25 protein-coding genes are annotated in these 23,515 nt (G+C 59.7%); 6 read left to right on the top strand and 19 right to left on the bottom strand.

Going from position 1 to position 23,515, the window contains the following annotated elements:
• Positions 1 to 8: 8 nt before the first annotated feature.
• Positions 9 to 359, bottom strand: coding sequence for a purine nucleoside phosphoramidase (hinT, locus tag ACOWVD_RS07315; protein ID WP_004928776.1), 351 nt, complete (start codon positions 357 to 359; stop codon positions 9 to 11).
• A 221-nt stretch (positions 360 to 580) separates the two neighbouring features.
• Here hinT and ACOWVD_RS07320 point away from each other — a divergent pair, with 221 nt between their 5' ends.
• A complete protein-coding gene (locus ACOWVD_RS07320) occupies positions 581 to 1,486 on the top strand; it encodes a transporter substrate-binding domain-containing protein (RefSeq protein ID WP_421105560.1) in 906 nt (301 codons plus the stop codon).
• On the opposite strand, the gene ACOWVD_RS07325 is transcribed toward ACOWVD_RS07320, so the two are convergent.
• A complete protein-coding gene (locus ACOWVD_RS07325) occupies positions 1,483 to 1,860 on the bottom strand; it encodes a winged helix-turn-helix transcriptional regulator (protein ID WP_072270887.1) in 378 nt (125 codons plus the stop codon). The genes ACOWVD_RS07320 and ACOWVD_RS07325 overlap by 4 nt on opposite strands.
• A 99-nt stretch (positions 1,861 to 1,959) precedes the next feature.
• On the opposite strand from ACOWVD_RS07325, the gene ACOWVD_RS07330 reads away from it, so the two are divergent.
• On the top strand, positions 1,960 to 2,709 hold the full coding sequence (locus ACOWVD_RS07330; RefSeq protein WP_015377462.1) for an SDR family oxidoreductase: 750 nt from the start codon (positions 1,960 to 1,962) through the stop codon (positions 2,707 to 2,709).
• 37 nt (positions 2,710 to 2,746) lie between these two features.
• On the opposite strand, the gene ACOWVD_RS07335 is transcribed toward ACOWVD_RS07330, so the two are convergent.
• Positions 2,747 to 4,051, bottom strand: coding sequence for an Nramp family divalent metal transporter (locus ACOWVD_RS07335; RefSeq protein WP_004928764.1), 1,305 nt, complete (start codon positions 4,049 to 4,051; stop codon positions 2,747 to 2,749).
• Positions 4,052 to 4,281: 230 nt separating this feature from the next.
• On the opposite strand from ACOWVD_RS07335, the gene mntR reads away from it, so the two are divergent.
• Together mntR and ACOWVD_RS07345 are read left to right on the top strand one after the other, a co-directional pair.
• A complete protein-coding gene (mntR, locus tag ACOWVD_RS07340) occupies positions 4,282 to 4,752 on the top strand; it encodes a manganese-binding transcriptional regulator MntR (protein ID WP_015377460.1) in 471 nt (156 codons plus the stop codon).
• Between the two features lie 14 nt (positions 4,753 to 4,766).
• The gene (locus ACOWVD_RS07345; RefSeq protein WP_197763596.1) at positions 4,767 to 5,132 is read left to right on the top strand and encodes a DUF4180 domain-containing protein; all 366 of its coding nucleotides are present in this window, start codon (positions 4,767 to 4,769) and stop codon (positions 5,130 to 5,132) included.
• A gap of 56 nt (positions 5,133 to 5,188) precedes the next feature.
• On the opposite strand, the gene ptsG is transcribed toward ACOWVD_RS07345, so the two are convergent.
• The 14 genes from ptsG to yceD form a co-directional block, all read right to left on the bottom strand.
• Positions 5,189 to 6,622 carry a PTS glucose transporter subunit IIBC gene (ptsG, locus tag ACOWVD_RS07350; RefSeq protein ID WP_015377458.1) on the bottom strand — a complete coding sequence of 478 codons (1,434 nt, stop codon included), beginning with the start codon at positions 6,620 to 6,622 and terminating at the stop codon, positions 5,189 to 5,191.
• Between the two features lie 343 nt (positions 6,623 to 6,965).
• A complete protein-coding gene (locus ACOWVD_RS07355; RefSeq protein WP_049189142.1) occupies positions 6,966 to 7,742 on the bottom strand; it encodes a metal-dependent hydrolase in 777 nt (258 codons plus the stop codon).
• A 19-nt stretch (positions 7,743 to 7,761) separates the two neighbouring features.
• Positions 7,762 to 8,769 carry a DNA polymerase III subunit delta' gene (holB, locus tag ACOWVD_RS07360; RefSeq protein WP_421105561.1) on the bottom strand — a complete coding sequence of 336 codons (1,008 nt, stop codon included), beginning with the start codon at positions 8,767 to 8,769 and terminating at the stop codon, positions 7,762 to 7,764.
• Entirely contained in the window at positions 8,769 to 9,407 is a 639-nt protein-coding gene (gene tmk, locus ACOWVD_RS07365; RefSeq protein WP_004928744.1) for a dTMP kinase, read from the bottom strand. The genes holB and tmk overlap by 1 nt, the downstream gene beginning before the upstream one ends.
• Positions 9,397 to 10,422 (bottom strand): endolytic transglycosylase MltG, encoded by a 1,026-nt coding sequence (mltG, locus tag ACOWVD_RS07370; RefSeq protein ID WP_049197996.1) that lies wholly within the window; start codon positions 10,420 to 10,422, stop codon positions 9,397 to 9,399. The genes tmk and mltG overlap by 11 nt, the downstream gene beginning before the upstream one ends.
• A gap of 13 nt (positions 10,423 to 10,435) precedes the next feature.
• On the bottom strand, positions 10,436 to 11,233 hold the full coding sequence (pabC, locus tag ACOWVD_RS07375) for an aminodeoxychorismate lyase (protein ID WP_049197997.1): 798 nt from the start codon (positions 11,231 to 11,233) through the stop codon (positions 10,436 to 10,438).
• A gap of 145 nt (positions 11,234 to 11,378) precedes the next feature.
• On the bottom strand, positions 11,379 to 12,620 hold the full coding sequence (fabF, locus tag ACOWVD_RS07380) for a beta-ketoacyl-ACP synthase II (RefSeq protein WP_015377452.1): 1,242 nt from the start codon (positions 12,618 to 12,620) through the stop codon (positions 11,379 to 11,381).
• Between the two features lie 82 nt (positions 12,621 to 12,702).
• Positions 12,703 to 12,939 carry an acyl carrier protein gene (acpP, locus tag ACOWVD_RS07385; protein ID WP_004719003.1) on the bottom strand — a complete coding sequence of 79 codons (237 nt, stop codon included), beginning with the start codon at positions 12,937 to 12,939 and terminating at the stop codon, positions 12,703 to 12,705.
• Positions 12,940 to 13,093: 154 nt separating this feature from the next.
• Complete coding sequence (fabG, locus tag ACOWVD_RS07390) at positions 13,094 to 13,828, bottom strand: 3-oxoacyl-ACP reductase FabG (RefSeq protein ID WP_004928729.1); 735 nt, start codon at positions 13,826 to 13,828, stop codon at positions 13,094 to 13,096.
• 11 nt (positions 13,829 to 13,839) lie between these two features.
• A complete protein-coding gene (gene fabD / locus ACOWVD_RS07395; RefSeq protein ID WP_060424707.1) occupies positions 13,840 to 14,769 on the bottom strand; it encodes an ACP S-malonyltransferase in 930 nt (309 codons plus the stop codon).
• Positions 14,770 to 14,787: 18 nt separating this feature from the next.
• The gene (locus ACOWVD_RS07400; RefSeq protein WP_004928723.1) at positions 14,788 to 15,741 is read right to left on the bottom strand and encodes a beta-ketoacyl-ACP synthase III; all 954 of its coding nucleotides are present in this window, start codon (positions 15,739 to 15,741) and stop codon (positions 14,788 to 14,790) included.
• 6 nt (positions 15,742 to 15,747) lie between these two features.
• On the bottom strand, positions 15,748 to 16,782 hold the full coding sequence (gene plsX, locus ACOWVD_RS07405) for a phosphate acyltransferase PlsX (protein ID WP_004928717.1): 1,035 nt from the start codon (positions 16,780 to 16,782) through the stop codon (positions 15,748 to 15,750).
• 11 nt (positions 16,783 to 16,793) lie between these two features.
• On the bottom strand, positions 16,794 to 16,961 hold the full coding sequence (gene rpmF / locus ACOWVD_RS07410; RefSeq protein WP_004927778.1) for a 50S ribosomal protein L32: 168 nt from the start codon (positions 16,959 to 16,961) through the stop codon (positions 16,794 to 16,796).
• A gap of 16 nt (positions 16,962 to 16,977) precedes the next feature.
• Positions 16,978 to 17,499, bottom strand: a complete 522-nt coding sequence (gene yceD, locus ACOWVD_RS07415; RefSeq protein ID WP_004927780.1) for a 23S rRNA accumulation protein YceD — start codon at positions 17,497 to 17,499, stop codon at positions 16,978 to 16,980.
• Positions 17,500 to 17,640: 141 nt separating this feature from the next.
• Here yceD and ACOWVD_RS07420 point away from each other — a divergent pair, with 141 nt between their 5' ends.
• Entirely contained in the window at positions 17,641 to 18,222 is a 582-nt protein-coding gene (locus ACOWVD_RS07420) for a Maf family protein (protein ID WP_004927784.1), read from the top strand.
• Positions 18,223 to 18,228: 6 nt separating this feature from the next.
• Here ACOWVD_RS07420 and rluC read toward each other — a convergent pair whose 3' ends face one another.
• The gene (gene rluC / locus ACOWVD_RS07425; protein ID WP_015377448.1) at positions 18,229 to 19,188 is read right to left on the bottom strand and encodes a 23S rRNA pseudouridine(955/2504/2580) synthase RluC; all 960 of its coding nucleotides are present in this window, start codon (positions 19,186 to 19,188) and stop codon (positions 18,229 to 18,231) included.
• Between the two features lie 552 nt (positions 19,189 to 19,740).
• Here rluC and rne point away from each other — a divergent pair.
• The gene (gene rne / locus ACOWVD_RS07430) at positions 19,741 to 23,076 is read left to right on the top strand and encodes a ribonuclease E (RefSeq protein ID WP_306377384.1); all 3,336 of its coding nucleotides are present in this window, start codon (positions 19,741 to 19,743) and stop codon (positions 23,074 to 23,076) included.
• A gap of 60 nt (positions 23,077 to 23,136) precedes the next feature.
• Here rne and ACOWVD_RS07435 read toward each other — a convergent pair whose 3' ends face one another.
• A complete protein-coding gene (locus ACOWVD_RS07435) occupies positions 23,137 to 23,424 on the bottom strand; it encodes a putative quinol monooxygenase (RefSeq protein ID WP_049241748.1) in 288 nt (95 codons plus the stop codon).
• Positions 23,425 to 23,515 lie beyond the last annotated feature (91 nt).

A 23,515-nucleotide genomic window follows, 5' to 3' on the forward strand; every position in this document is an offset into this window, starting at 1 on the left:
TTCCTCGCTTAACGTGACAGCAGCGGCCCCAGCGAGCGGCCACCGACCAGGTGCATATGAATATGATAGACCTCCTGACCGGCGTGGCGGTTGCAGTTGACGATCAGGCGGTAGCCGTCCTCGGCGATGCCTTCCTGTTCGGCGATTTTCGCCGCAGCGGTGATCATGCGGCCCAGCGCGGCTTCGTGCTCCACGGTCACGTCGTTGACGGTTGGGATCAGCACGTTGGGAACGATCAGCACATGGGTGGGCGCCTGGGGGGAGATGTCACGGAAAGCGGTCACCAGTTCATCCTGGTAAACCACATCAGCAGGGATTTCGCGGCGGATAATTTTACTGAAAATCGTTTCTTCGGCCATCTGGCGTTCCTTGTTTTACACAATTAGCTGTACGCAGTATGAGTGACAAATTCTACTGCTTTCAACCTGATTGCGCACTTTCCACGTCGAGTGCTGCAGATTCGCGCAGCCCGTCCCCCCGCTTGTGCATCTTTTCACTTTGGTTATTCACTATTGTTGCTTTACTTGCCCCGCGCCGCCGCCAATAGTAACTCCATGATTAACAAAGGATAGAGGGCGTTATGTTACCGAGAATTTCGGCGCTGTGCGCGCTGTTGCTGAGCGCCGCCGTGCAGGCGGCCCCGTCGGGCGGTATCGACCTGCAGGCTAACCGACAGCCGATACACGCAGAGAAGAACCCCGCCGCTATCGCGCTGATCCCGGCGAACTTTCACTTCGCGGTGCCAGGCAAGCTGACGGTGGCGGTGGCATTCGAGAACTCCCCGCCGCTGGCGCTGTTCGCCGAAGACAATAAAACGCTGATCGGCAGCGATCCGGACATCGCCCGCCTGCTGGCCGATAGCCTCGGACTGGAGCTGAATCTGGTGCCCACCTCCTGGGAAGATTGGCCGCTGGGCATCAGCACGGGCAAATACGATGCGGCAATCTTCAACATCGCCGTCACCAAACAGCGTAAAACCAAATTCGACTTCGCCACTTACCGAGTGGACACGCTGGGCTTTTACGTCAAATCCACCAGCCACATCACCGCGATCAACCAGCCGCAGGACGTCGCCGGTCTGCGGATCATCGTCGGATCCGGCACCAATCAGGAAAACATTCTGCTGGGATGGGATAAACAAAATCGCGCCGCCGGGCTGCCGCCGGTACAGCCGATCTACGTGACCGACGACGCCGCCACCAACCTCAGCATTCAGTCCGGGCGCGCCGATGCGTTCTTCGGCCCCCACTCCACCGGCGCCTACAAGGCGGCGCTGACCGGCAAAACCAAAATGGTCGGCATCGGCCCCAGCGTGGCCTATGTCGCGGTCACCACCAAAAAAGGCAACGGGCTGGTGAACGCCGTCAACGCCGCGATCAATGGCGCGATCGTCAGCGGCGAATACGCGCAGGTGCTGGAACGCTGGGGCGAAGGCGACGAAAAGGTCGAGCGTTCCACCATCAACCCGCCGGGCATCGGCGACTAGCCGCCGATCAGCTGCGGCGCATGCCGACGCATCCACTCGGCCAGCGAGTCCAGCGTTGGCCGCAGCGATTTGCCCAGCGCGGTGACCTGATACTCCACCCGCGGCGGCACTTCGGGAAACACCTGCCGCGTCACCAGGCCGCGCTGTTCGAACAGCCGCAGCTGGCGCGTCAGCTCCTTCTGCGCAATGGGCGCCACCGCCCGCTGCAGCTCGCTGAATCGCACCGGGCCGTCGATCATGATCAGCCGGTACAAGATCGGTATCGCCCATTTACCCGACACCAGATTGACGAAGTCCACCATCGGGCAGGGTTCGCCCGCCGTCGGCAACGCCGCCAAATTATTTTCCGCCGCTAAGGGCGCTTGCGTCGTCATTTCATCCCTCCTCGTCCTTTAGTATCCAAAAGGTGCCTACTATGCAAAAGGAACTATAGCGCAAATAATGCCGTAACAGACGCTAAAGAGGAATCGGTTATGTCACGACTGCAAGGCAAATACGCATTGATTACCGGCGGCACCAGCGGCATCGGGCTGGAAACCGCCCGCCAGTTCATCGCCGAGGGCGCTTTGGTTGCGATCACCGGCCGCAGCCAACGCGCCCTGGACGCGGCGGGCCAGGCATTGGCGGACAAGGCGCTGTTGCTGCTGAGCGACGCCGGCGACATCCCACAGCAGCGCGCGCTGGCGCAGCAGTTGGAGCAGCGGTGGCCGCGGCTGGACGTGCTGTACATCAACGCCGGCGACGTCACGCATCGCCCGCTGCAGGAGTGGGATGAGCAAAGCTATCAGCGGCTGATGGACATCAACCTGAAGGGGCCGTTCTTTCTGATCCAGGCGCTGCTGCCGCTGCTGGCCAACCCTTCTTCGGTGATCCTGTGCGGTTCGGTCAGCGCCCATATCGGCCTGCCGCAGAGCAGCGCCTACGCCGCCAGCAAAGCCGGTTTGTTATCGCTGGCCAGAACGCTCTCCGGCGAGCTGCACGCGCGCGGCATTCGCGTTAATGGCCTCAGCCCCGGCCCGACCGAAACCCCGGCATTGGGTAAACTGGGGTTGGCGGAAGCGGACGAGCGGGCCTTACGCGACGATATCCGCGCGCTGGTGCCGATCGGCCGCATGGGCAGCGCGCTGGAGCTGGCCAAAGCGGCGGTGTTTCTGGCGGCGGACGAGTCGGCATTTATGGTCGGCGCGGAGCTGCAAATGGACGGCGGCGTGGGGAATTTATAATTTAGCGACGCGGCCGCGCCCCGCGCGGCCCGCAAGATCACCCCAATCCAGGGATGTCGACGCCAAAGGTCTGCAGCAGCAACACCACGTTGAGCAGCACGATCACCACCGTGCCGACCACCGCCGCCAGACTGGTCCAGCGGCCGTTGGCGAACTCGCCCATGATGTCGCGGCGGCGGGTGAACATCACCAGCGCGATCATCGGCGCCGGCAGCGCCAGGCTCAGCACCACCTGGCTGTAGACCAGCGCGTCGGTGGCGTTGACGCCCATCGCCACCACGATAAACGCCGGCACCATGGTCACCAGGCGGCGCACCCACACCGGAATGCGGAAGCCGACGAAGCCCTGCATGATCATTTGCCCGGCCATGGTACCCACCACCGAACTGGAAATGCCGGAGGCGATCAGCGAAGCCAGGAAGATGCCGGCCGCCGCCGCGCCGAACAGTGGCGTCAGCGTATGGTAGGCGGTGCCGATTTCGGCCACGTCGCTGTTACCGGCGTGGAAGGCGCTCGAGGCCATGATCACCATCGCAATATTCACCAGCCCGGCAAGCGCCAGCGCGATCACTACTTCAATATTGGAAAAACGCAGCAGCTTGCGCCGCTCGCCGTTGTCGCTGGCCGGGCTGCGGTGCTGAGTCAATCCCGAGTGCAGGAAAATGGCGTGCGGCATCACGGTGGCGCCGATAATGCCGACGGCGATGGTCAGCGCCTGGGCATCCGGCAACTGCGGCGTCACCATGCCGAGGCCGGCCGCCTGCCAGTCCACCGGCACGATGAACATCTCCACCAGGTAGCACAGCGCGATGATGCCCACCAGGCCACCAATCATCAGCTCGACCGGGCGGAAACCTTTCTTTTCCACCATCAACAGCGCATAAGTGATCACCGCCGTCACCCCCATCCCCGCCAGCAGCGGCATGTGGAACAGCAGCGCCAGCGCGATCGCCCCGCCGAGAAACTCCGCCAGATCGGTGGCCATCGCCGCCACTTCGCTGAGCAGCCACATGCCGATCACCACCGGCCGTGAAAACTGGTCGCGGCACATTTCCGCCAGATTGCGGTTGGTGACGATGCCCAGTTTGGCCGACAGCGCCTGGAACAGCATGGCGATCAGGTTGGCCATCACCACCACCCACAGCAGGCTGTAGCCGTATTTCGCCCCGGCCTGAATGTTGGTGGCGAAATTACCGGGATCCATATAGGCGATCGAGGCAATCACCGCCGGGCCGGCGAACAGCAACGGCGTGAAGGCGCCGCGCTTGCGTCCGGCAAGGGCGGCGCCAATCGCGATGTTGGTCCGTTCGGTTAACGATGGGGTGGTTGCCGCGTCACGCATGAATTACCCTTAATCTTTTACTGGTTATTTTTCCACCGGTCATGCTGACAATGTAGCATCGGCTACACTTTATGCAACAGGCGAAATTCATTGGCTTTGTGTAGAGATATTTCTAACTACCACAATGCGTGGCATCGAATTGATAATGTGTGCTATTTGGACTAACTTAGGGCAACCCTCCCCGCATTGCCGGGAGACGCCATTTTTATGCTTACAGGACGCCCCACGCTATGGTTACCCGCGCGCCAGATAACGCCGACCGCTCCGCCCTGACCGACATGCCGGACGAGGCCGAGCACGCCCTGCGTTTTAGCCGCGCCCGCGAAGCGCAGTCCAATGCGCTGATCGAAGATTACGTTGAGCTGATCGCCGATTTGCTGCAAAGCACCCGCGAAGCCAGAACCACCGATATCGCGCGCCGCTTTGGCGTGTCTCACCCGACGGCGATCAAAAATATCGCGCGGCTCAAAAGCGCCGGGCTGGTGGAGTCGCGCCCTTATCGCGGGGTGTTTTTAACCGAGGAAGGCGAACAGCTGGCGCAGAAGGTGCGCCGCCGTCACCGCATCGTGGTCGATCTGCTGATGTGCCTCGGGGTGCCGAGCGAAACCGCCGAGCTGGACAGCGAAGGGATTGAACACCATATCTCGGACGAAACGCTGGCGGTGTTCGAGCATTACCTGCAGCAGCACGCCAAACCCTGAGCCCCGGAGCGCCGATGAGCTACGCCGTGCAGCAAATTCATGATCTGCGCCTGGTGGTTTTCGCCGAGGCCGGGCCGATGCTGAAAGATGAAAATGACGTCAGCCTGTTTATCGCGCCCGCCTTTGAACACGAGGCCGGGGTGATCGTCCTCCCCGTCAGCCGCCTGGACGCCGCCTTTTTCCAGCTGAGGAGCGGCGTGGCCGGCGCCGTATTGCAGAAATTCATCAACTACCGCCTGCGCGTGGCGCTGCTGGGCGATATCACTCCCTGGCTGGCGCAAAGCAACGCGCTGCAAGATTTCGTGCGCGAAGCCAATCGCGGCGAACAGGTCTGGTTCCTCCCTTCTCTCGCCGAGCTCGAACAGCGCCTTGGCGCCTGACGGCAGGCAATAAAAAAGGGAGGCTTTCGCCTCCCTTGGTAACTCCCCTGCCTGAATCAGTGATTACGGATGTATTCGTCCATATCGGTTTTCAGGTTGTCGGACTTGGTGCCGAAGATGGCCTGCACGCCGGAGCCAGCGACGACTACGCCGGCTGCGCCCAGTTTCTTCAGGCCCGCCTGGTCAACTTTGGACACGTCGGCCACGCTGACGCGCAGACGGGTGATGCAAGCATCCAGGTTAGTGATGTTTTCTTTGCCGCCGAAGGCCTGAACCAGCGCCGCGGACATTTCGGAACCGCCCTGCGCAGACTGCTCGGCAGCGGTGTCTTCACGGCCCGGCGTTTTCAGATCCAGCTTGGCGATCAGCACACGGAAGATGGTGTAGTACACCAGACCGTAGACGATACCGACGATTGGGAACAGCCAGATTTTGCTGCTGTTGCCGCTCAGTACGATAAAGTCGATCAGGCCGTGCGAGAAGCTGGTGCCGTCACGCATGCCCAACAGAATGCAGATTGGGAACGCCAGACCGGCCAGGATAGCGTGGATCACGTACAGGATCGGCGCGACGAACATGAAGGAGAACTCGATCGGCTCGGTGATACCGGTCAGGAACGAGGTCAGCGCGGCGGAGATCATGATGCCGCCGACTTTCGCGCGGTTTTCCGGCTTGGCCGAGTGCCAAATGGCGATGGCCGCAGCAGGCAGACCGTACATTTTGAACAGGAAGCCGCCGGACAGTTTGCCCGCGGTTGGGTCACCCGCCATGTAACGAGGGATGTCGCCGTGGAACACCTGACCCGCCGCGTTGGTGAATTCACCAATCTGCATTTGGAACGGTACGTTCCAGATGTGGTGCAGACCGAACGGCACCAGAGCACGCTCAACCACGCCGTAAATGCCGAAGGCTACAACTGGGTTCTGGTAAGCCGCCCACTGCGAGAAGGTCTGGATAGCCGTACCGATCGGTGGCCAGATGAAGGACAGCACTACGCCCAGAACGATCGCCGCCAGACCGGAAATGATCGGCACGAAACGCTTACCGGCAAAGAAGCCCAGGTATTCCGGCAGTTGAATGCGGAAGAAGCGGTTGAACATATAGGCCGCGATGGCGCCGGAGATAATCCCCCCGAGCACGCCGGTATCCGCCAGGTGTTTGGCCGCAATCTCTTCAGCCGGCAGGTGCAGCACCAGCGGCGCAACCACCGCCATGGTTTTCACCATGATGCCGTAAGCCACCACCGCCGCCAGCGCGGAAACGCCGTCGTTGTTGGTGAAGCCCAAGGCGACGCCGATGGCGAAAATCAGCGGCATGTTGGCGAAGACCGAACCGCCCGCTTCCGCCATCACGTGGGAGACTACCGCAGGTAGCCAGCTAAAGTTGGCGGAACCGACGCCCAGCAGGATACCTGCGATAGGCAACACGGACACCGGCAGCATGAGCGATTTACCTACTTTTTGCAGGTTTGCAAATGCGTTCTTGAACATAGTTGAGTGTGCTCCTGAGTAATAATGCTTTGCTACTTCTTGTCGCGATACGTCGCGCTGCAAGGGGGGGAGAAAAACCCCTGCAATTCAGGGTGTCTGAGCACCCCTTGAATTTATTACGCAGAGTAAAATAAATAGCCTGCGCAATGTTTGATGACAATCACGTTTCGATGATCGAGCCGCGGCAACTTTGCATAAACCGGCGTTTTTTTGGCAAAAGAGAGCAAAAAACGCGCACCAACCACCTTGAAACGGGAGGGAACCTTACCCGTTTCAGTGATTAATTACGAGCTTAAAAAAAATTACGCAGACAATGACCTACAGCTATAGCCTAGGTCAAAGATCACAGATCGAGGTGAAATAAGCGTGAAAAGTTGGCGGTGGTGGCTTCGGCCAGCTGTTCCAGGCTAACGCCCTTCAATACCGCCATGTATTCAGCCACATCGCGCACATAGGCGGGTTGGTTTTCTTTGCCGCGATGCGGCACCGGTGCCAGGTAAGGCGAGTCGGTTTCCACCAGAATGCGATCCAGCGGCACGTAACGTGCCACTTCGCGCAGCTGTTCGGCATTGCGGAAGGTCACGATGCCCGAGAAAGAGATGTAGAAGCCCAGATCCAGCAAGGTTTCGGCCGTGGCCAGATCTTCGGTGAAGCAGTGCAGCACGCCGCCGCAGTCCTGTGCATTCTCTTCACGCAGGATCGCCAGCGTGTCCGCGCGCGCGTCGCGGGTGTGGACGATCACCGGCTTGTTCAGATCCCGGCCGATGCGGATATGCTCGCGGAAAGAGTCCTGCTGCAGCTCAAGGTTATCCTTCTGGTAGAAGTAATCGAGCCCGGTCTCCCCCAGCGCCACCACCTGCTCCGCCGCCGCCAGGCGACGCAGCTCGGCATAATCATAGCCTTCTTCCAGGTTGAGCGGATGCACCCCGCAGGAGAAGGCCACATCGTCGCGCTGGCCGATCAGTTCGGTCATGGAACGGTAGCCCGGCAGCGTGGTGGCGACCGCCAGCACATAGCCGACGTCGCGCGCTTTGGCCTTGGCCAGCGCGTCGTCCACATTCTGGTGCAGCGTTTGATAATCCAGGCCGTCAAGGTGGCAATGAGAATCGACTAACAACATAATTTTTAACTCTTTAACTTTACAGCGAGTGAGGGTGGGAATAGCCGGCGGCGCCAAGCATCTGTTCCCAGCGAAGTAACTGTTCGGTCAGCAGCAGCTCGCGGTTGACGCCCACCACGCTGAGCAACTGATGGCGGCAGCTCAGCCACTGTTGCACGATCTGTTGCAGCGAGGCGCTGCTCAACAGGCTGGCCAGCTGATGCACCAGCGGTTGCTGATCCTGATTCAATACATAGTGATGCGCGCCTTGCTGCCACTTCATGGCGTCCACCAGCAGCGCGCACAGCCAGTGCAGGCGCTCAGCGACGTCTTCATGGTTCAGCACCGGCAACATCGACAGCATATCGCGCTGCGGCAGCGCGGCGCTCAACGCGGCGCACAGCGCGCTGCGCTGCTGCCACTGCTGCGGCTGCAACAGCTGTTCGGCGGCCAGCGGCGCGCCGTCGTGCAGGCGCAGCGCCGTGAGGCGGTCCGTCTGAGAGCCGGCCGCCTGCCGGCTCAGCCACTGCAGGCCGAGTTGTTCATCCGGGCTGGCCAAATGCCAGTACAGGCAGCGGCTGCGCAGCGTCGCCATCAGCCGCGACGGCTCACGGCAACCCAGCAGGAAATAGGTTTTCTCCGGCGGCTCTTCCAGCGTTTTAAGCAGCGCGTTGGCCGCCGCCTCGGTCAGCTGTTCCGCCTGCGGCAGCCAAATCACCTTGGCGCCGCCCTGCTGCGCGTGGGCATACAGCGTTTCAATCACCTGGCGGATCGGTTCGATGCCCAGGCTGCTCTTGCCCTTTTCCGGCGCCAGCACGTGATAATCCGGGTGGTTGCCCGCCAGCATCAGCCGACAGCTGTGACACTCGCCGCAGCTTTTTTCGCCGTTGCGCTGCTGACAGATCAACCAACGGCTCAGGCCGTAGGCCAGCGCGTCGTCACCGTTGCCCGCCGCCGCGTGCAGCAGCAGCGCATGATGGCCGCGGCCCTCGGCGTACTGCCCAATCAGCTGGCGATAAGGGCCATTCAGCCACGGATACCAGTTCATTATGCGCCTTCCTGCTGCCGCAGCCAGTGGCCGACGCAGTCGCGGATCGCCGCCGTCACCTGCTCCAACGGCTGGGCAGCGTCAACGGTGACGATGGTTTCATCCTGCGCCGCCAGCTCGAGATAGCGCGCGCGGGTGCGTTCGAAGAACGGCAGCGCCTCCTGTTCAATGCGATCCAGCTGGCCGCGCGCCTGTGCGCGTTGCAGGCCGACCAGAGGCGGCAGATCGAGATAAACCGTCAGATCCGGGCGGAAATCCCCCAGCACGGTGTCGCGCAGCGAGGCCATCAGTTGCGGATCTACGCCACGGCCGCCGCCCTGGTAAGCCTGTGAAGAGAGATCGTGGCGATCGCCCACCACCCAGGCGCCGCGCGCCAGAGCCGGTTTAATCACGGTTTCCACCAGCTGCACGCGCGCGGCGTACAGCATCAATACTTCGGCCTTGATGGTCGGCAATTCGCCGTCGATGCCGCGCTTGAACAGATCGCGCAGTTTCTCCGCCAGCGGCGTGCCGCCGGGTTCACGGGTGAAGACGATATCGCTGACGCCGTGTTCACGCAGTACATTGACCACCGTATCGCGCGCGGTGGTTTTACCCGCGCCTTCCAGCCCTTCGATAACAACGAATTTACTTTTCATTCTTTTCCTTTAACGCCTGACGGTACACGCGCACCGCCTGGTTATGGCTCGCCAGATTGGTGGTGAAGGTATGCCCACCCTTGCCGTCGGCGACAAAATAGAGATAAGGCGTTTTGGCCGGATTGGCGGCCGCCTGCAGCGAGGCCTCACCCGGCATGGCGATCGGCGTTGGCGGCAGGCCGGCGATCACATAGGTGTTATAAGGCGTCGGCGTCTCCAGATCCTTGCGCGTGATGTTGCCATTATAGCTTTCGCCCATGCCGTAGATCACCGTCGGATCGGTCTGCAGACGCATGCCGATACGCAAGCGGTTGACGAACACCGACGCCACCTTGCTGCGCTCTTCCGGGACCGCGGTCTCTTTCTCGACGATCGAAGCCATGGTCAGCAGGTCCTCCGGCGTTTTGTACGGCAGGCTGGTGTCGCGGCCGGCCCAGGCGGCCTGCAGCGCTTTGTTCATGCGCACGTGCGCGCGTTTGAGCAACGCGATGTCGCTCATGCCGGCGGTATACTGATAGGTATCCGGGTACAAATGCCCTTCCGGGGTTTCTCCCGCAGGAATGCCGAGCGCAGCGGCGATCTCCGCTTCGCTCTTGCCCGCCAGGGTGTGTTTCAGGTATTTGGACTGCTGCAACACCTGCTGCCAGTCACGCAGGCGTGAGCCTTCGATAAAGCGTGCGGTGAACTGCGCCTCTTTGCCGCTGGCCAACAGTTTCAGCATCTGGCGCACCGTCATGCCCGGCGTGAACCGGTAGGTACCGGCTTTAAACTCCGCCAGCTCCGGCTCCAGCTTCAGCAGCCACTGGAACCAGCGCCCGTTGTGCACCAGTTTATCGCGTACCAGTAGCCCTTCCAGCGCTACCCGGCCGGTGCCGGCCGGCAGTTTGAAGATGGTTTCTTGCTGGATAGCCAGCGGCGTATCGGCAAAGCGTTCGATCTTCTGGTAGCCCCAAAACAGCAGCGCTAATACCAGAACAACAATAACAGACAGGACCTTCAGCTTTCTTTTCTTCATCAATCAGCCATGGTTAACAGTGTGGACGCAAAAAATCATACAGCTGGCGCGAAGCATAACGCCATGATTGCGCAGCGTTTACCGGCAGCAGCGGCATCAGCGCATTGCTCACCAGCACTTCGTCGGCATCGGCCAGCGTCTCCAGCGGTTCACTGACGCACTGTAAACGGTATTCCGAGCCCGCCAGCAGCGCGATCACCCGCCGCCGCATCAGGCCCGCAACGCCGGCCTGGCTCAGATCCGGGGTAAATACCGCTTTTCCCTTACGCCAGAACAAATTAGCCGCACAGCATTCCACCAGCATACCGGCAGTGTCAAGTACCAGCGCCTCGTCGGCGGCCGTCTGGTCAAGATGCGCGCGGATCAGCACCTGCTCCAGGCGGTTCAAATGCTTCAACCCCGCCAGCAGCGGATTGCGCGCCAGCGCCACCGGGCTGAGCGCAAGCGTAATGCCCTGCTCGCGCCACTGCAAATAGTGCGCAGGGTAGCTGCTGCGGGCAACAATGCGCGTCGGGTTTTCGCACCCCGTCGGGCTGTAACCCCGCCCGCCGCTGCCGCGCGTCAGTATCGCTTTGACCACGCCGAGCGGAATTGATTCGGCCGCCAGCGCCATCTCCCGCTCGAAAGCCAGCCAATCTGTGGCAGGCAGCATCAACCGCTGCGCCGCTTGCTGCAACCGCTCCAGATGCCAGGGCAGCAGCTCGATTTTACCGTCGATAACCCGGGCGGTAGTAAAGCAGCCATCGCCGAACTGCAGGCCGCGATCGCTCGGCGCCAGCGCATCGTGGCGTTGTCCGTTAATCCAGTACATGCTTCCTCCTGTTGCCGGGTGATTTCATTACGCTCGCAGAATAGCAGGCGGCGAGACGATACGCAGCCCCGCCGGCGGCCAAACGGCAGGCGTAAAAAAGCCCGGTTAAAAAACCGGGCTTTTCGTCAGCTATCCACAGCGCGAGTTATACTCGGCGGAAGATCAGCGAGCCGTTGGTGCCGCCGAAGCCGAAGGAGTTACACAAGGTGTACTCCATATCGCTGACCTGGCGCGCTTCGTGAGGCACGAAGTCCAGATCGCAACCTTCATCCGGGTTATCCAGGTTGATGGTTGGCGGTACCGCCTGATCGCGCAGCGCCAGCACGGTGAAGATGGACTCGATCGCGCCTGCCGCACCCAACAGGTGGCCAGTCATCGATTTGGTCGAGCTCACCAGCACGCGGTGGGCGTCGGCACCGAAGACGGATTTCACCGCCTGCGCTTCCGCCTGGTCACCCGCCGGCGTAGAGGTGCCGTGCGCATTGATGTAGCCGATTTGTGACGGGGTCACACCGGCGTCAAGCAGGGCATTTTCCATCGCCAGCGCAGCGCCCGCGCCGTTTTCCGGCGGTGACGTCATGTGATAAGCATCGCTGCTCATCCCAAAGCCCACCACTTCGGCGTAGATTTTCGCGCCGCGTTTTTTCGCGTGTTCGTACTCTTCCAGCACCATCATGCCGGCGCCGTCGCCCAGCACGAAGCCGTCGCGGTCTTTATCCCACGGACGGCTCGCCGCCTGCGGGTTGTCATTACGGGTGGACAGGGCGCGCGCTGCGCCAAAGCCGCCGACGCCCAATGGGGTGCTGGCTTTCTCTGCCCCACCGGCCAGCATCACGTCAGCATCATTGTAAGCAATGATACGCGCCGCATGGCCGATGTTGTGCACACCTGAAGTACAGGCGGTGGCGATGGAAATGCTTGGGCCACGCATGCCGTACATGATTGTCAGGTGGCCTGCAATCATATTCACGATGGTGGATGGCACGAAGAACGGACTGATTTTCCGTGGGCCACCGTTAACCAGTGAACTGTGGTTTTCTTCAATCAAACCCAGGCCGCCGATGCCGGAACCGATCGCGGCTCCAATGCGGGTGGCGTTAGCCTCGGTGATGTCCAGACCTGCATCCTGCATGGCTTGCATGCCGGCAGCGATACCGTACTGGATAAAGGCGTCCATCTTGCGCGCATCTTTGCGAGAGATGAAATCCTCAGAATTAAAATTCTTTACCAGGCCAGCAAACTTGGTCGCATAGGCAGTGGTATCGAAATGGTCGATCAGGCTGATGCCACTCTGACCGGCAAGAAGAGCGTTCCACGTGGACTCTACCGTATTGCCGACAGGAGACAACATGCCCAGTCCGGTCACAACTACTCGACGCTTAGACACGTTTGTCCTCCAGGGAGGGAAAAATATGACACTAGGGATAGAAAAAACTTAGGCGGTCGAACGACCGCCTAGATATGTTCTCTTACTGCTGGCTAGCGTTGATGAAATCAATAGCTGCCTGAACAGTAGTGATCTTCTCAGCTTCTTCGTCTGGAATCTCGGTGTCGAATTCTTCTTCCAGTGCCATTACCAGCTCAACGGTGTCAAGAGAATCAGCGCCCAGATCTTCAACGAAAGAAGCGTTGTTCAAAACTTCTTCCTGTTTAACACCCAGTTGCTCAACAATGATTTTCTTAACGCGTTCTTCGATAGTGCTCATACTCTTAAATTTCCTATCAAAACTCGCTTTCGCGATGGTTTTCGTAGTGTATAAAATGCTGAAAAAGATGCAACTAAATCCCGGCTGGTCAAACCACGATTTTACGCTATTTTGCGGTTTTTGCCTCAAATAACGCAAATGGTTTTCACATTTTTTAAATCATGTACATGCCGCCATTGACATGTAACGTTTCACCGGTGATATAGCCGGCCTCATCAGAGGCCAAAAATGCAACAGCGCTGGCGATTTCTTTAGCATCGCCCAGCCGGTTGGCTGGAACTGATGACAAAATGCCTGCGCGTTGATCATCTGTCAACGCCCGTGTCATGTCCGTCTCAATAAAGCCAGGTGCCACGACGTTGACCGTAATGCCACGCGAAGCAACTTCACGTGCCAAAGATTTGCTAAAACCAATCAGACCGGCTTTAGCCGCCGCGTAGTTCGCCTGCCCTGCGTTCCCCATGGTGCCGACAACGGAACCGATGGTGATGATACGGCCAAACCGCTTTTTCATCATAGCGCGCATTACCGCTTTTGACAGGCGGAATACGGAAGTCAGGTTGGTGTCGAGGATATCCTCCCACTCATCATCCTTCATACGCATCAGCAGGTTATCACGCGTGATGCCGGCATTATTCACTAAAATGTCGATTTCGCCAAATTCGGCGCGAATCGATGCCAACACGCTGTCGATAGATTGCGCATCAACAACGTTCAACATAAACCCTTTGCCGTTTGCGCCCAGGTAGCCGCTGATCGCCTCAGCGCCGCTCTCGCTGGTCGCGGTGCCGATCACTTTGGCGCCGCGTGCTACAAACGTTTCTGCAATGGCTCGGCCAATACCGCGGCTCGCGCCGGTGACCAGAACGATTTTACCTTCGAAGCTCATCATTTTCCTCTTTATTGTTCAAGCGCCGCCGACAGGCTGGCGGTGTCGTTCACCGCCGCAGCCGTCAGGGTGTCAACAATACGTTTAGTCAGACCGGTCAGCACTTTGCCCGGCCCCACTTCCAGCAGCGACGTCACTCCCTGTGCTGCGATAAATTCTACGCTCTCGGTCCAACGCACCGGGCTGTAAAGCTGACGCACCAGCGCGCTGCGGATCGCTTCAGGATCGTTTTCGGTGCGTACGTCGACGTTGTTCACCACCGGCACCTGAGGCGCGTTGAAGGTGATGTCCTGCAGCGCCACGGCCAGCTTGTCGGCGGCCGGTTTCATCAGCGCGCAGTGCGAAGGCACGCTCACCGGCAGCGGCAGCGCACGTTTGGCGCCCGCGGCTTTACAGGCGGCGCCCGCACGTTCAACCGCTTCTTTGTTGCCGGCGATGACCACCTGGCCCGGCGAGTTGAAGTTGACCGGAGAAACCACCTGCCCCTGCGCGGACTCTTCACACGCCTTGGCGATCGCGTCGTTGTCCAGACCGATGATGGCGTACATCGCGCCGGTGCCTTCCGGCACCGCTTCCTGCATCAGCTTGCCGCGCAGCTCGACCAGACGGATCGCCGCCTTGAAGTCCAGCACGCCGGCGCAGACCAGCGCCGAGTACTCGCCCAGGCTGTGGCCCGCCATCAGCGCAGGCGCTTTACCGCCCTGCTGCTGCCACACGCGGAAAATCGCCACCGAAGCGGCCAACAGAGCCGGTTGGGTCTGCCAGGTTTTGTTCAGTTCTTCCGCCGGACCTTGCTGCACCAGCTGCCACAGGTCGTAACCCAGGGAGGAAGAAGCCTCGCCGAAGGTTTCTTCGACGATCGGGAACTGTGCGGCCAACTCGGCCAGCATGCCAACGGTCTGCGACCCCTGACCCGGGAAAACAAAAGCAAATTGCGTCATTTTTTCTTCCTGTCCAAATCAGAAACGAACCAGCGCCGAGCCCCAGGTAAAGCCGCCGCCGAAGGCTTCCAACAGCACCAGTTGACCACGCTGAATTCGCCCGTCGCGCACGGCTTCGTCCAGTGCGGAAGGCACCGAGGCGGCAGAGGTGTTGCCGTGACGATCGAGCGTCACCACCACTTTGTCCATCCCCATGCCCAGTTTTTTCGCCGTTGCGCTGATGATGCGCAGGTTGGCCTGGTGCGGCACCAGCCAATCCAGCTCGCTGCGGTCCATGTTGTTGGCCTGCAGCGTCTCGTCGACGATGCGCGCCAGCTCGGTGACCGCAACCTTGAAGACTTCGTTGCCCGCCATGGTGACATAGGCCGGCTTGTCTTGATTCTGGCGATCCTTATATGGCAGCGTCAGCAGGTTGCCGTAGCTGCCGTCGGCATGCAGATGGGTAGACAGAATGCCCGGCTCTTCAGACGCCCCCAGCACCACCGCCCCTGCGCCATCACCAAACAGGATGATGGTGCCGCGATCTTCAGGATCCAGCGTGCGTGACAACAGATCTGCGCCGATCACCAACGCATGTTTGACCGCGCCGTTTTTCACGTACTGATCGGCCACGCTGAGCGCGTAAGTAAAGCCGGCGCAGGCCGCAGCCAGATCGAACGCCGCGCAGTCTTTGATACCCAGCATGTCTTGCACCAGGCACGCCGCGCTCGGGAACGCGTGCGTATTCGTGGTGGTCGCCACCACGATCAGCCCGATGTCTTCTTTAGCCACACCTGCCATTTCCAGCGCTTTTTCAGCGGCCTGGAAGCTCATCGTCGCAACGGTTTCATCCGCGGCGGCGATGCGACGTTCGCGGATACCGGTACGCGTGACGATCCACTCGTCAGAGGTATCCACCATTTTTTCCAAATCAGCATTGGTGCGCACTTGTACGGGCAAATAACTCCCCGTACCGAGAATCTTTGTATACATGTACGATCAGTCACTCTTAGGTAATACAGCCTCAAGGCGCGCAGCAATCCTTTCCGGGACTTGCCGCTGCACCGCCTGCACAGCCTGTTCGATTGCGACTGCAAACGCGTGAGGGTTCGCAGCGCCGTGGCTCTTGACTACGGTGCTGCGCAATCCTAACAGACATGCGCCATTATACTGGTCGGGGTTCAGGTGGCCGAACCGCTTAACCACCCGTTTTTGCAACCAACGGCCCAACAATTTCAGCCACCACGCTCGCTTGTTTCCGTCGCCGGACGATTTCAGCAGCGATAAGAACACCCTGACCACCCCTTCCATGGTTTTCAGGGTGACGTTGCCCACGAAGCCATCACAAACCAACACGTCAGTCTTGCCGGTGAGCAGTTCGTTTCCTTCCAGGTAACCAATATAGTTGATTGCCGGAGTATTTTTTAGCACAGCGGCCGCTTCGCGGATATTATCCAGGCCTTTGGTCTCTTCTTCGCCAATATTCAGCAGCGCCACCCGCGGTTGCGCAATGCCGATCACCTCTTCCGCCATCACCGCGCCCATCACGGCAAACTGCACCAGCATGGTGCTGTCGCACTCAACGTTGGCGCCCAGATCCAGCACCACGGTTTTGCTGCGTTGCTGGTTCGGGATCGCCGTCATCAGCGCCGGGCGCTCGATGCCTTCCAGCGGCTTGACCAACAGCTTCGCCAATCCCATCAGCGCCCCGGTATTGCCGGCGCTGACGCACCCCTGCGCGTTTCCGCTGCTGAGTTGCTCGAGCGCAATGCGCATCGACGTGCCGCGACTGGCGCGTATCGCTTGTGAAGGTTTGGCGTCGCCGGCGATCACGGACTCGGCGGGCACGACTTGCAGACGCTCCAGAAGAACCGGATCGGCGTGGGCAAGCAAGGGAGAGATGACGTCGGGATTGCCGACCAGCAGGAGATGAAGCTGTAAATTAGAGGCCAGTGCCTGCAACGAAGCAGGCACTGTGACGCAGGGACCGAAGTCCCCGCCCATTGCATCTAACGCCAGGGTTAGACGAGTCAAGGTATCGCTACTTAGCCGATAACCTTGCGACCGCGGTAGAAACCGTCGGCAGTGATGTGGTGACGACGGTGAGTTTCACCGGATACTTTGTCTACAGACAGAGTAGTCGTGGTCAGAGCATCGTGAGAACGACGCATGCCACGCTTGGAACGGGTTGGTTTATTCTGTTGTACGGCCATGGACCTTACTCCTCAATTACTTACGCTTTAAACTGGCTAATACGGCAAACGGATTCGGTTTCTCCGCCTCGGGAGGCAGTTGGCCAAATACCATGTCCGCTTCGGACACTTCACAGTGTTCAGATTCATGTACCGGAACGACAGGCAGTGAAAGAATAATTTCGTCTTCAATCATTGCCAACAGATCGACTTCGCCAAACTCGTCAACTTCGATCGGTTCGTACGCTTCCGGTAATGCCTCAGCCTGCTCATCATTGACGACCGGGCTAAAACAATATGTTGTGTGAACCTGATGTTCGAACGGGACTCCACAGCGTTGGCACATCAACGTTACCGTGACGTCCGCATGCCCTGTTATCACCGCGAGGCGTTGATTGTCGATATTGAACGACAACGACACCTCGACATCACTGTCCACACTGACCACGGAGTCGGCAACACGAGTAACCTGCTCAGGCGCATAGACACCAGCATAGTCCAGGCGTTTCTGAGCGGTACGTACCGCATCAATGGTCAAGGGTAATTTTACCTTTTGCATAGGGCGCGCATATTAACTTTGTAACGACATAGAGTCAAAGAAAAAGGCCGTAAAACGGCTCCTTTCACCAATATTCGCTTCCACAGCGGCCGACAGTTTAAAATGCCGTACCCATTTACGCTACGGTTTGCGAAAAAAATTATGCAGAGATTGCTTTTAGCCTCCACCTCCCCCTATCGAAAAATGCTGCTGGAGAAGCTGCAGCTGCCGTTCGACTGCGCCGCACCGGAGGTGGATGAAACCCCCTTGCCCGGCGAAAGCGCCGAAGCGCTGGTGCTGCGCCTGGCGGCGGCGAAGGCTCAGGCGTTGGCCCTCGCCTATCCCGAGCATCTGATCATCGGCTCCGATCAGGTCTGCGTGATCGATGGCAACATCACCGGCAAGCCCCATACCGAGGAAAACGCCCGCGCGCAGCTGCGGCAGGCCAGCGGCCAGGCCGTGACTTTCTATACCGGCCTGGCGCTGTACAACGGCCGCAGCAAGCAGCTGCAAGCCTTGTGCGAGCCGTTTCACGTGCATTTTCGCGCGCTAAGCGAAGCGGAGATAGCCGCCTATGTGCGTCTGGAGCAACCGCTGAACTGCGCAGGCAGTTTCAAGAGCGAGGGATTGGGGATCGCGCTGTTCGACAGGCTGGAAGGCCGGGATCCGAACGCCCTGATCGGCCTGCCGTTGATCGCGCTGTTGGACATGTTGCGGGCTGAAGGCATCAACCCGCTGGTGTGACGCAGATTACTTGGCCGCCTGCCGGCGCAGCACCTGCAGGCAGTGGCGCAGTTCTTCGTCCATCGGCGCTTCGATGCGCATCGTTTCGCCGGTGGCCGGATGCTCAAAGCGCAGCGCCGCAGCGTGCAGGAACAACCGCTTCAGGCCGGTGCCCGCCAGTTGACGATCGAACTCGCGATCGCCGTAGCGATCGTCAAAGGCGATCGGGTGCCCGGCATGCAGAGTGTGCACGCGGATCTGGTGAGTACGCCCGGTGATCGGGCTGGCCTTCACCAGGGTGGCGAATTCGTAACGCTCTTCTACCTTGAAGCGGGTTTCCGAAGGCTTGCCTTCGCTATTGACACGTACGATACGTTCGCCGCTTTGCAGAATATTTTTCAGCAGCGGCGCCTGTACGGCCTTGCAGTGCGATTGCCACTGGCCGCGCACCAGCGCCAGATAATCCTTCTGCATGCCCTTCAGCCGCAGTTGCTCATGCAGCGAACGCAGCGCGGAACGCTTCTTGGCCACCAACAGCACGCCGGAGGTATCGCGATCCAAACGGTGCACCAGCTCGAGGAAGCGGGCTTCCGGGCGCAGCGCGCGCAGCCCTTCGATCACGCCGAAGCTCAGGCCGCTGCCGCCGTGCACCGCGGTGCCGGAAGGCTTGTTGAGGATCAACAGGTGGTCGTCTTCATACAGAATACAGTCGGCCAGCGCCGCCACCTTATCCAGCTTGGCCGACACCGGCGTCTCTTCGCGCTCGGCCACCCGCACCGGCGGCACGCGCACCACGTCGCCGGCCGCCAATTTGTATTCAACCTTGATGCGCCCTTTATTGACCCGCACCTCGCCTTTGCGCACGATGCGATAAATCATGCTCTTCGGTACGCCTTTCAGGCGAGCGAGCAGAAAGTTGTCGATTCTCTGACCGGCTTCGTCGTCGGAAATCGTGATGAATTGTACTGCTGGATTGTTCGTTTTCATGGTGCGGGATTCTAAATAGAGCGCGTGAATAGCGCCACATCTTTTTCTGTGCTTAACTGTCTCTCTGACGGCGGGCGAAACCCCAGCGGACAATAAGGCAGCAAGCCGATTTGAACGTTTGCGATTTCTTCCGCAGTTAAGGAAAAGTCACCTTGCTATAACGGCATCAGCAGTGGAATAATGCAGTCACTTTCCGCGTTGATTCTCGTTAAACAGGGAAAACGGTGGAATTATAAAATTTGTCTGATCGCGCAAAAACGCAGCAATGGCGTAAGACGTAATGCGAAATCAAACAATTAGCGGGCTGCGGGTTGCAGCTTGGCCGGCAAATGGAATCAGATCTGTCGACGTAAATCAGAGGCTATTCCCCTAGTAAAAGTGCTGTCTTTCACAAAGAAAAGCAGGCTTACCGAGATAATGCGCCCCTATGCAGGCGACAACCGTGAGGTTGACGACTTTGCGAGAAGACACGGGGCTTTCGGTTTAACTCCGGCCATGAGGTTATTTTGCCCGCAGCTTTGTCGATAATGTAAAAATAACGAGTAAGTTAAGATGAAAAGAATGTTGATTAACGCAACTCAGCAGGAAGAGTTGCGTGTTGCCCTCGTAGATGGACAGCGGCTGTATGATTTGGATATCGAAAGTCCGGGTCATGAGCAGAAAAAAGCGAATATTTACAAAGGCAAAATCACCCGCATTGAACCAAGTCTTGAAGCAGCGTTCGTGGATTACGGCGCAGAACGACATGGTTTCCTCCCCCTTAAAGAAATCGCCCGCGAATACTTCCCTAGCAATTACTCTTCCCATGGTCGCCCGAACATCAAAGATGTGCTGCGCGAAGGCCAGGAAGTCATTGTTCAGGTAGACAAAGAAGAACGTGGCAACAAAGGCGCCGCCTTGACCACCTTCATCAGCCTGGCGGGCAGCTATCTGGTGTTGATGCCGAACAACCCGCGCGCCGGCGGTATTTCTCGCCGCATCGAGGGTGACGATCGCACCGAGTTGAAAGAAGCGCTCTCCTCGCTGCAGCTGCCGGACGGCATGGGCCTGATCGTTCGCACCGCGGGCGTAGGCAAATCTGCCGACGCGCTGCAGTGGGATCTTTCCTTCCGTCTGAAGCACTGGGAAGCGATTAAAAAAGCCGCCGAAGGCCGCCCTGCGCCATTCCTGATCCACCAGGAAAGCAACGTTATCGTGCGCGCCTTCCGCGACTACCTGCGCCCGGACATCGGCGAAATCCTGATCGACAACCCGAAAATTCTCGATCTGGCCAAAGAGCACATCGCTGCGCTGGGTCGCCCGGATTTCAGCAGCAAAATCAAACTGTACAGCGGTGAAATTCCTCTGTTCAGCCACTATCAGATCGAATCGCAGATCGAATCCGCCTTCCAGCGCGAAGTGCGCCTGCCGTCCGGCGGCTCGATCGTCATCGACAGCACCGAAGCGCTGACCGCCATCGACATCAACTCCGCACGCGCAACCCGCGGCGGCGACATCGAAGAGACGGCGTTCAACACCAACCTGGAAGCGGCGGACGAGATCGCTCGCCAGCTGCGCCTGCGCGACCTCGGCGGCCTGATCGTCATCGACTTCATCGACATGACGCCGGTACGCCACCAGCGCGAAGTGGAAAACCGCCTGCGTGACGCCGTGCGCCAAGACCGCGCGCGCATCCAAATCGGCCGCATCTCCCGCTTCGGCCTGCTGGAAATGTCGCGTCAGCGCCTCAGCCCGTCGCTGGGCGAGTCCAGCCACCACGTGTGCCCACGCTGTAACGGCACCGGCACCATTCGCGACAACGAATCGCTGGCGCTGTCCATTCTGCGCCTGATCGAAGAAGAAGCGCTGAAGGAAAACACCAAAGAAGTTCACGCTATCGTGCCGGTTCAGGTCGCTTCGTACCTGCTGAACGAAAAGCGCGAATCCGTCAGCGCGATCGAAAAACGCCAGGGCGGCGTGAAAGCCGTCATCGTGCCGAACGATCAGATGCAAACCCCGCACTACTCGGTGCTGCGCGTGCGCAAGGGCGAGGAAACCTCTACCCTCAGCTACCTGCTGCCGAAGCTGCACGAAGAAGACATGGAGCGCCCGCTGGAAGATGCGCCGATGGAACGCAAGCGTCCGGAGCAACCGGCCCTGGCTTCCTTCTCGCTGTCCGCCGATGCGCCGCCGCCGGCTGAAGAGCCCGTCGCCGTGGCCAAACCTGTCGCTGCCGCCGCCAAGGCGAAAGCCGCAGCGCCGGCCGCCGCCAAGCCGGGCTTCCTGGGTCGCCTGTTCGGTGGTCTGAAGAGCCTGTTCGCCGGTGAAGAACAACCTGCCGTCGAAGAAGCCAAACCGGCCGAAACGCCGAAAGCGGAAGGCAACGGTGAAAACCGTCGTCAGGATCGTCGCGGTCAGCGCCGTCAAGGCACCGGCCGTAAAGAGCGCGGTGAGCGTAGCGACCGTGGCGATCGTCCGGAACGCGGCGAGCGTAAAGAGCGCGGTGAAGGCCGTGACAATCGCGAGCGCGACAACCGTGAACCACGTGAGAACCGTGAAGGCCGTGAATCGCGTGAGTCCCGCGATGAGCAGCGTCGTAACCGCCGCAACCAGCAGCAGAACGCGCCGGTAGCGGAGGAAACCGCTTCGGAAGAAAACGCTAAAGCGCCGCGCGAAGATCAGCAGCAACGCCGTGAGCAGCGCGCTGAACGCCAGCGTCGCCGTCAGGAAGAGAAACGTCAGGCTCAGCAGGAAGTGAAAGCGCTGGAAAGCGTTGAAGCGGTCGAGAGCACCGACGAAGAGCAGGAAGAACGTCAGCAGCAGAACATGCAGCGCCGTCAGCGCCGCACGCTGACGCAGAAAGTGCGTATCCTGTCTGCCGAAGAAGAGCTGCAGCGCGCAGCGGAAGAGCTGTTGGCGCCGAAAGCGCCGGTATCGAAAGCCGAAGACGCGCAGCCGACCGCCGACAACAGTGTCAAGCTGCTGCCGGAAACCGTTGCCGCACAGCCGGAAGACGATGCCCAGGGCGAAAGCCGCGGCGAAGGCATGCCGCGCCGTTCCCGCCGTTCACCGCGCCACCTGCGCGTCAGCGGCCAGCGCCGCCGTCGTTACCGCGATGAGCGTTACCCGCTGCAATCTCCAATGCCGCTGGCGGGCGCGTTCGCTTCGCCGGAAATGGCATCGGGCAAAGTCTGGGTAAGCTACCCGGTCGCTCAGGTTGAAGAAGCCGAAGTGCAGACCGAAGCCGTAGAGCAGGCACCGGTTGTCGCCGCAGCGGTTGAACAACACAACGTTGCCGTGGAAGAAACCCAGGCCGCGGCCAGCGTCAACGAACCGGCACCAGAAGCCGCCGTTGAAACTGCCGCCGTCACCGTCACGGAAGAAGCTGCAGCCGTAGCGCCTGCCGTTGCTATCCCGGCCGAGGAAACCCCGGCGCCGGCGGAAGCCGCGGTTGAAGAGCCGAAAGTGGAAGAGACTGCCCCGGCAGTGGAAGCCGAGCCGGTAGTTGAAACCGTTGCTGCAGAGCCTGTGGTTGAAGCTAAGTCGGTCGAGGACGAGCCTGTGGTCGAAACTGCGCCGGTAGAAGCCACGCCAGCGAAAGAAACGCCAGTGGTAGAAGCTGCACCTACGGCGGCGGCCGTGGAAGCCGCTCCGGTGGAAACAGCCCCTGCGCCAGTGGTTGCTCAGCAGCCGGCGCCGGTGAAAGCCGTGCAGAACGTGCTGTACAAACACATCGCCACTGCGCCGATGACCAAAGCGCCGGCACCAGCCTATGTGCCGGAAGAACGCAAGCACAGCGACTGGCAGCGCCCTTCCTTCAACTTCGAAGGCAAAGGCTCCGCAGGCGGCCATTCGGCGGTGAGCCAGGCAACCGCGCCGGCCACCAAACCGCAGCCGGTTAACGAATAAGTTAATCTGCAACCCTAAAAAAACCCGCCATCGGCGGGTTTTTTCTTGCCTGTAAAATACTCAGGCGATCTTCTTCAGTTTTTTGATGTCCAGAACATCCAGCTTGCCGTCAAGCCGGCTGACGAACTGCTGAAAATGCGCCGTCTCATTATGCTTATCCAGCGCTTCGCTGCTGGCCCAACGCTCAAAGAACACGAAAACACCCGGCTTTTCCAGATCGCGATGCAAGTCATATTGCAGGTTGCCCAACTCCTGGCGGCTCGGCTCGATAATGTCGTGCACCGCTTCGCTGACGGCGGCTTCAAATCCCGCTTTCGCTTGCAGGATGGCGATAACGCGTACTTCCATTGCTTTCTCCCTTTCCACTTGATGAAGGTCGACGGTATTGGCGTCGGCATCGTTGAAATCCCGGTTACTATGCGCCCGCCGCGCTATTGAT

The sequence above is a fragment of the Serratia sp. SA088 genome, from assembly GCF_049065515.1.
In the GTDB taxonomy this organism is placed as follows: domain Bacteria; phylum Pseudomonadota; class Gammaproteobacteria; order Enterobacterales; family Enterobacteriaceae; genus Serratia; species Serratia nematodiphila.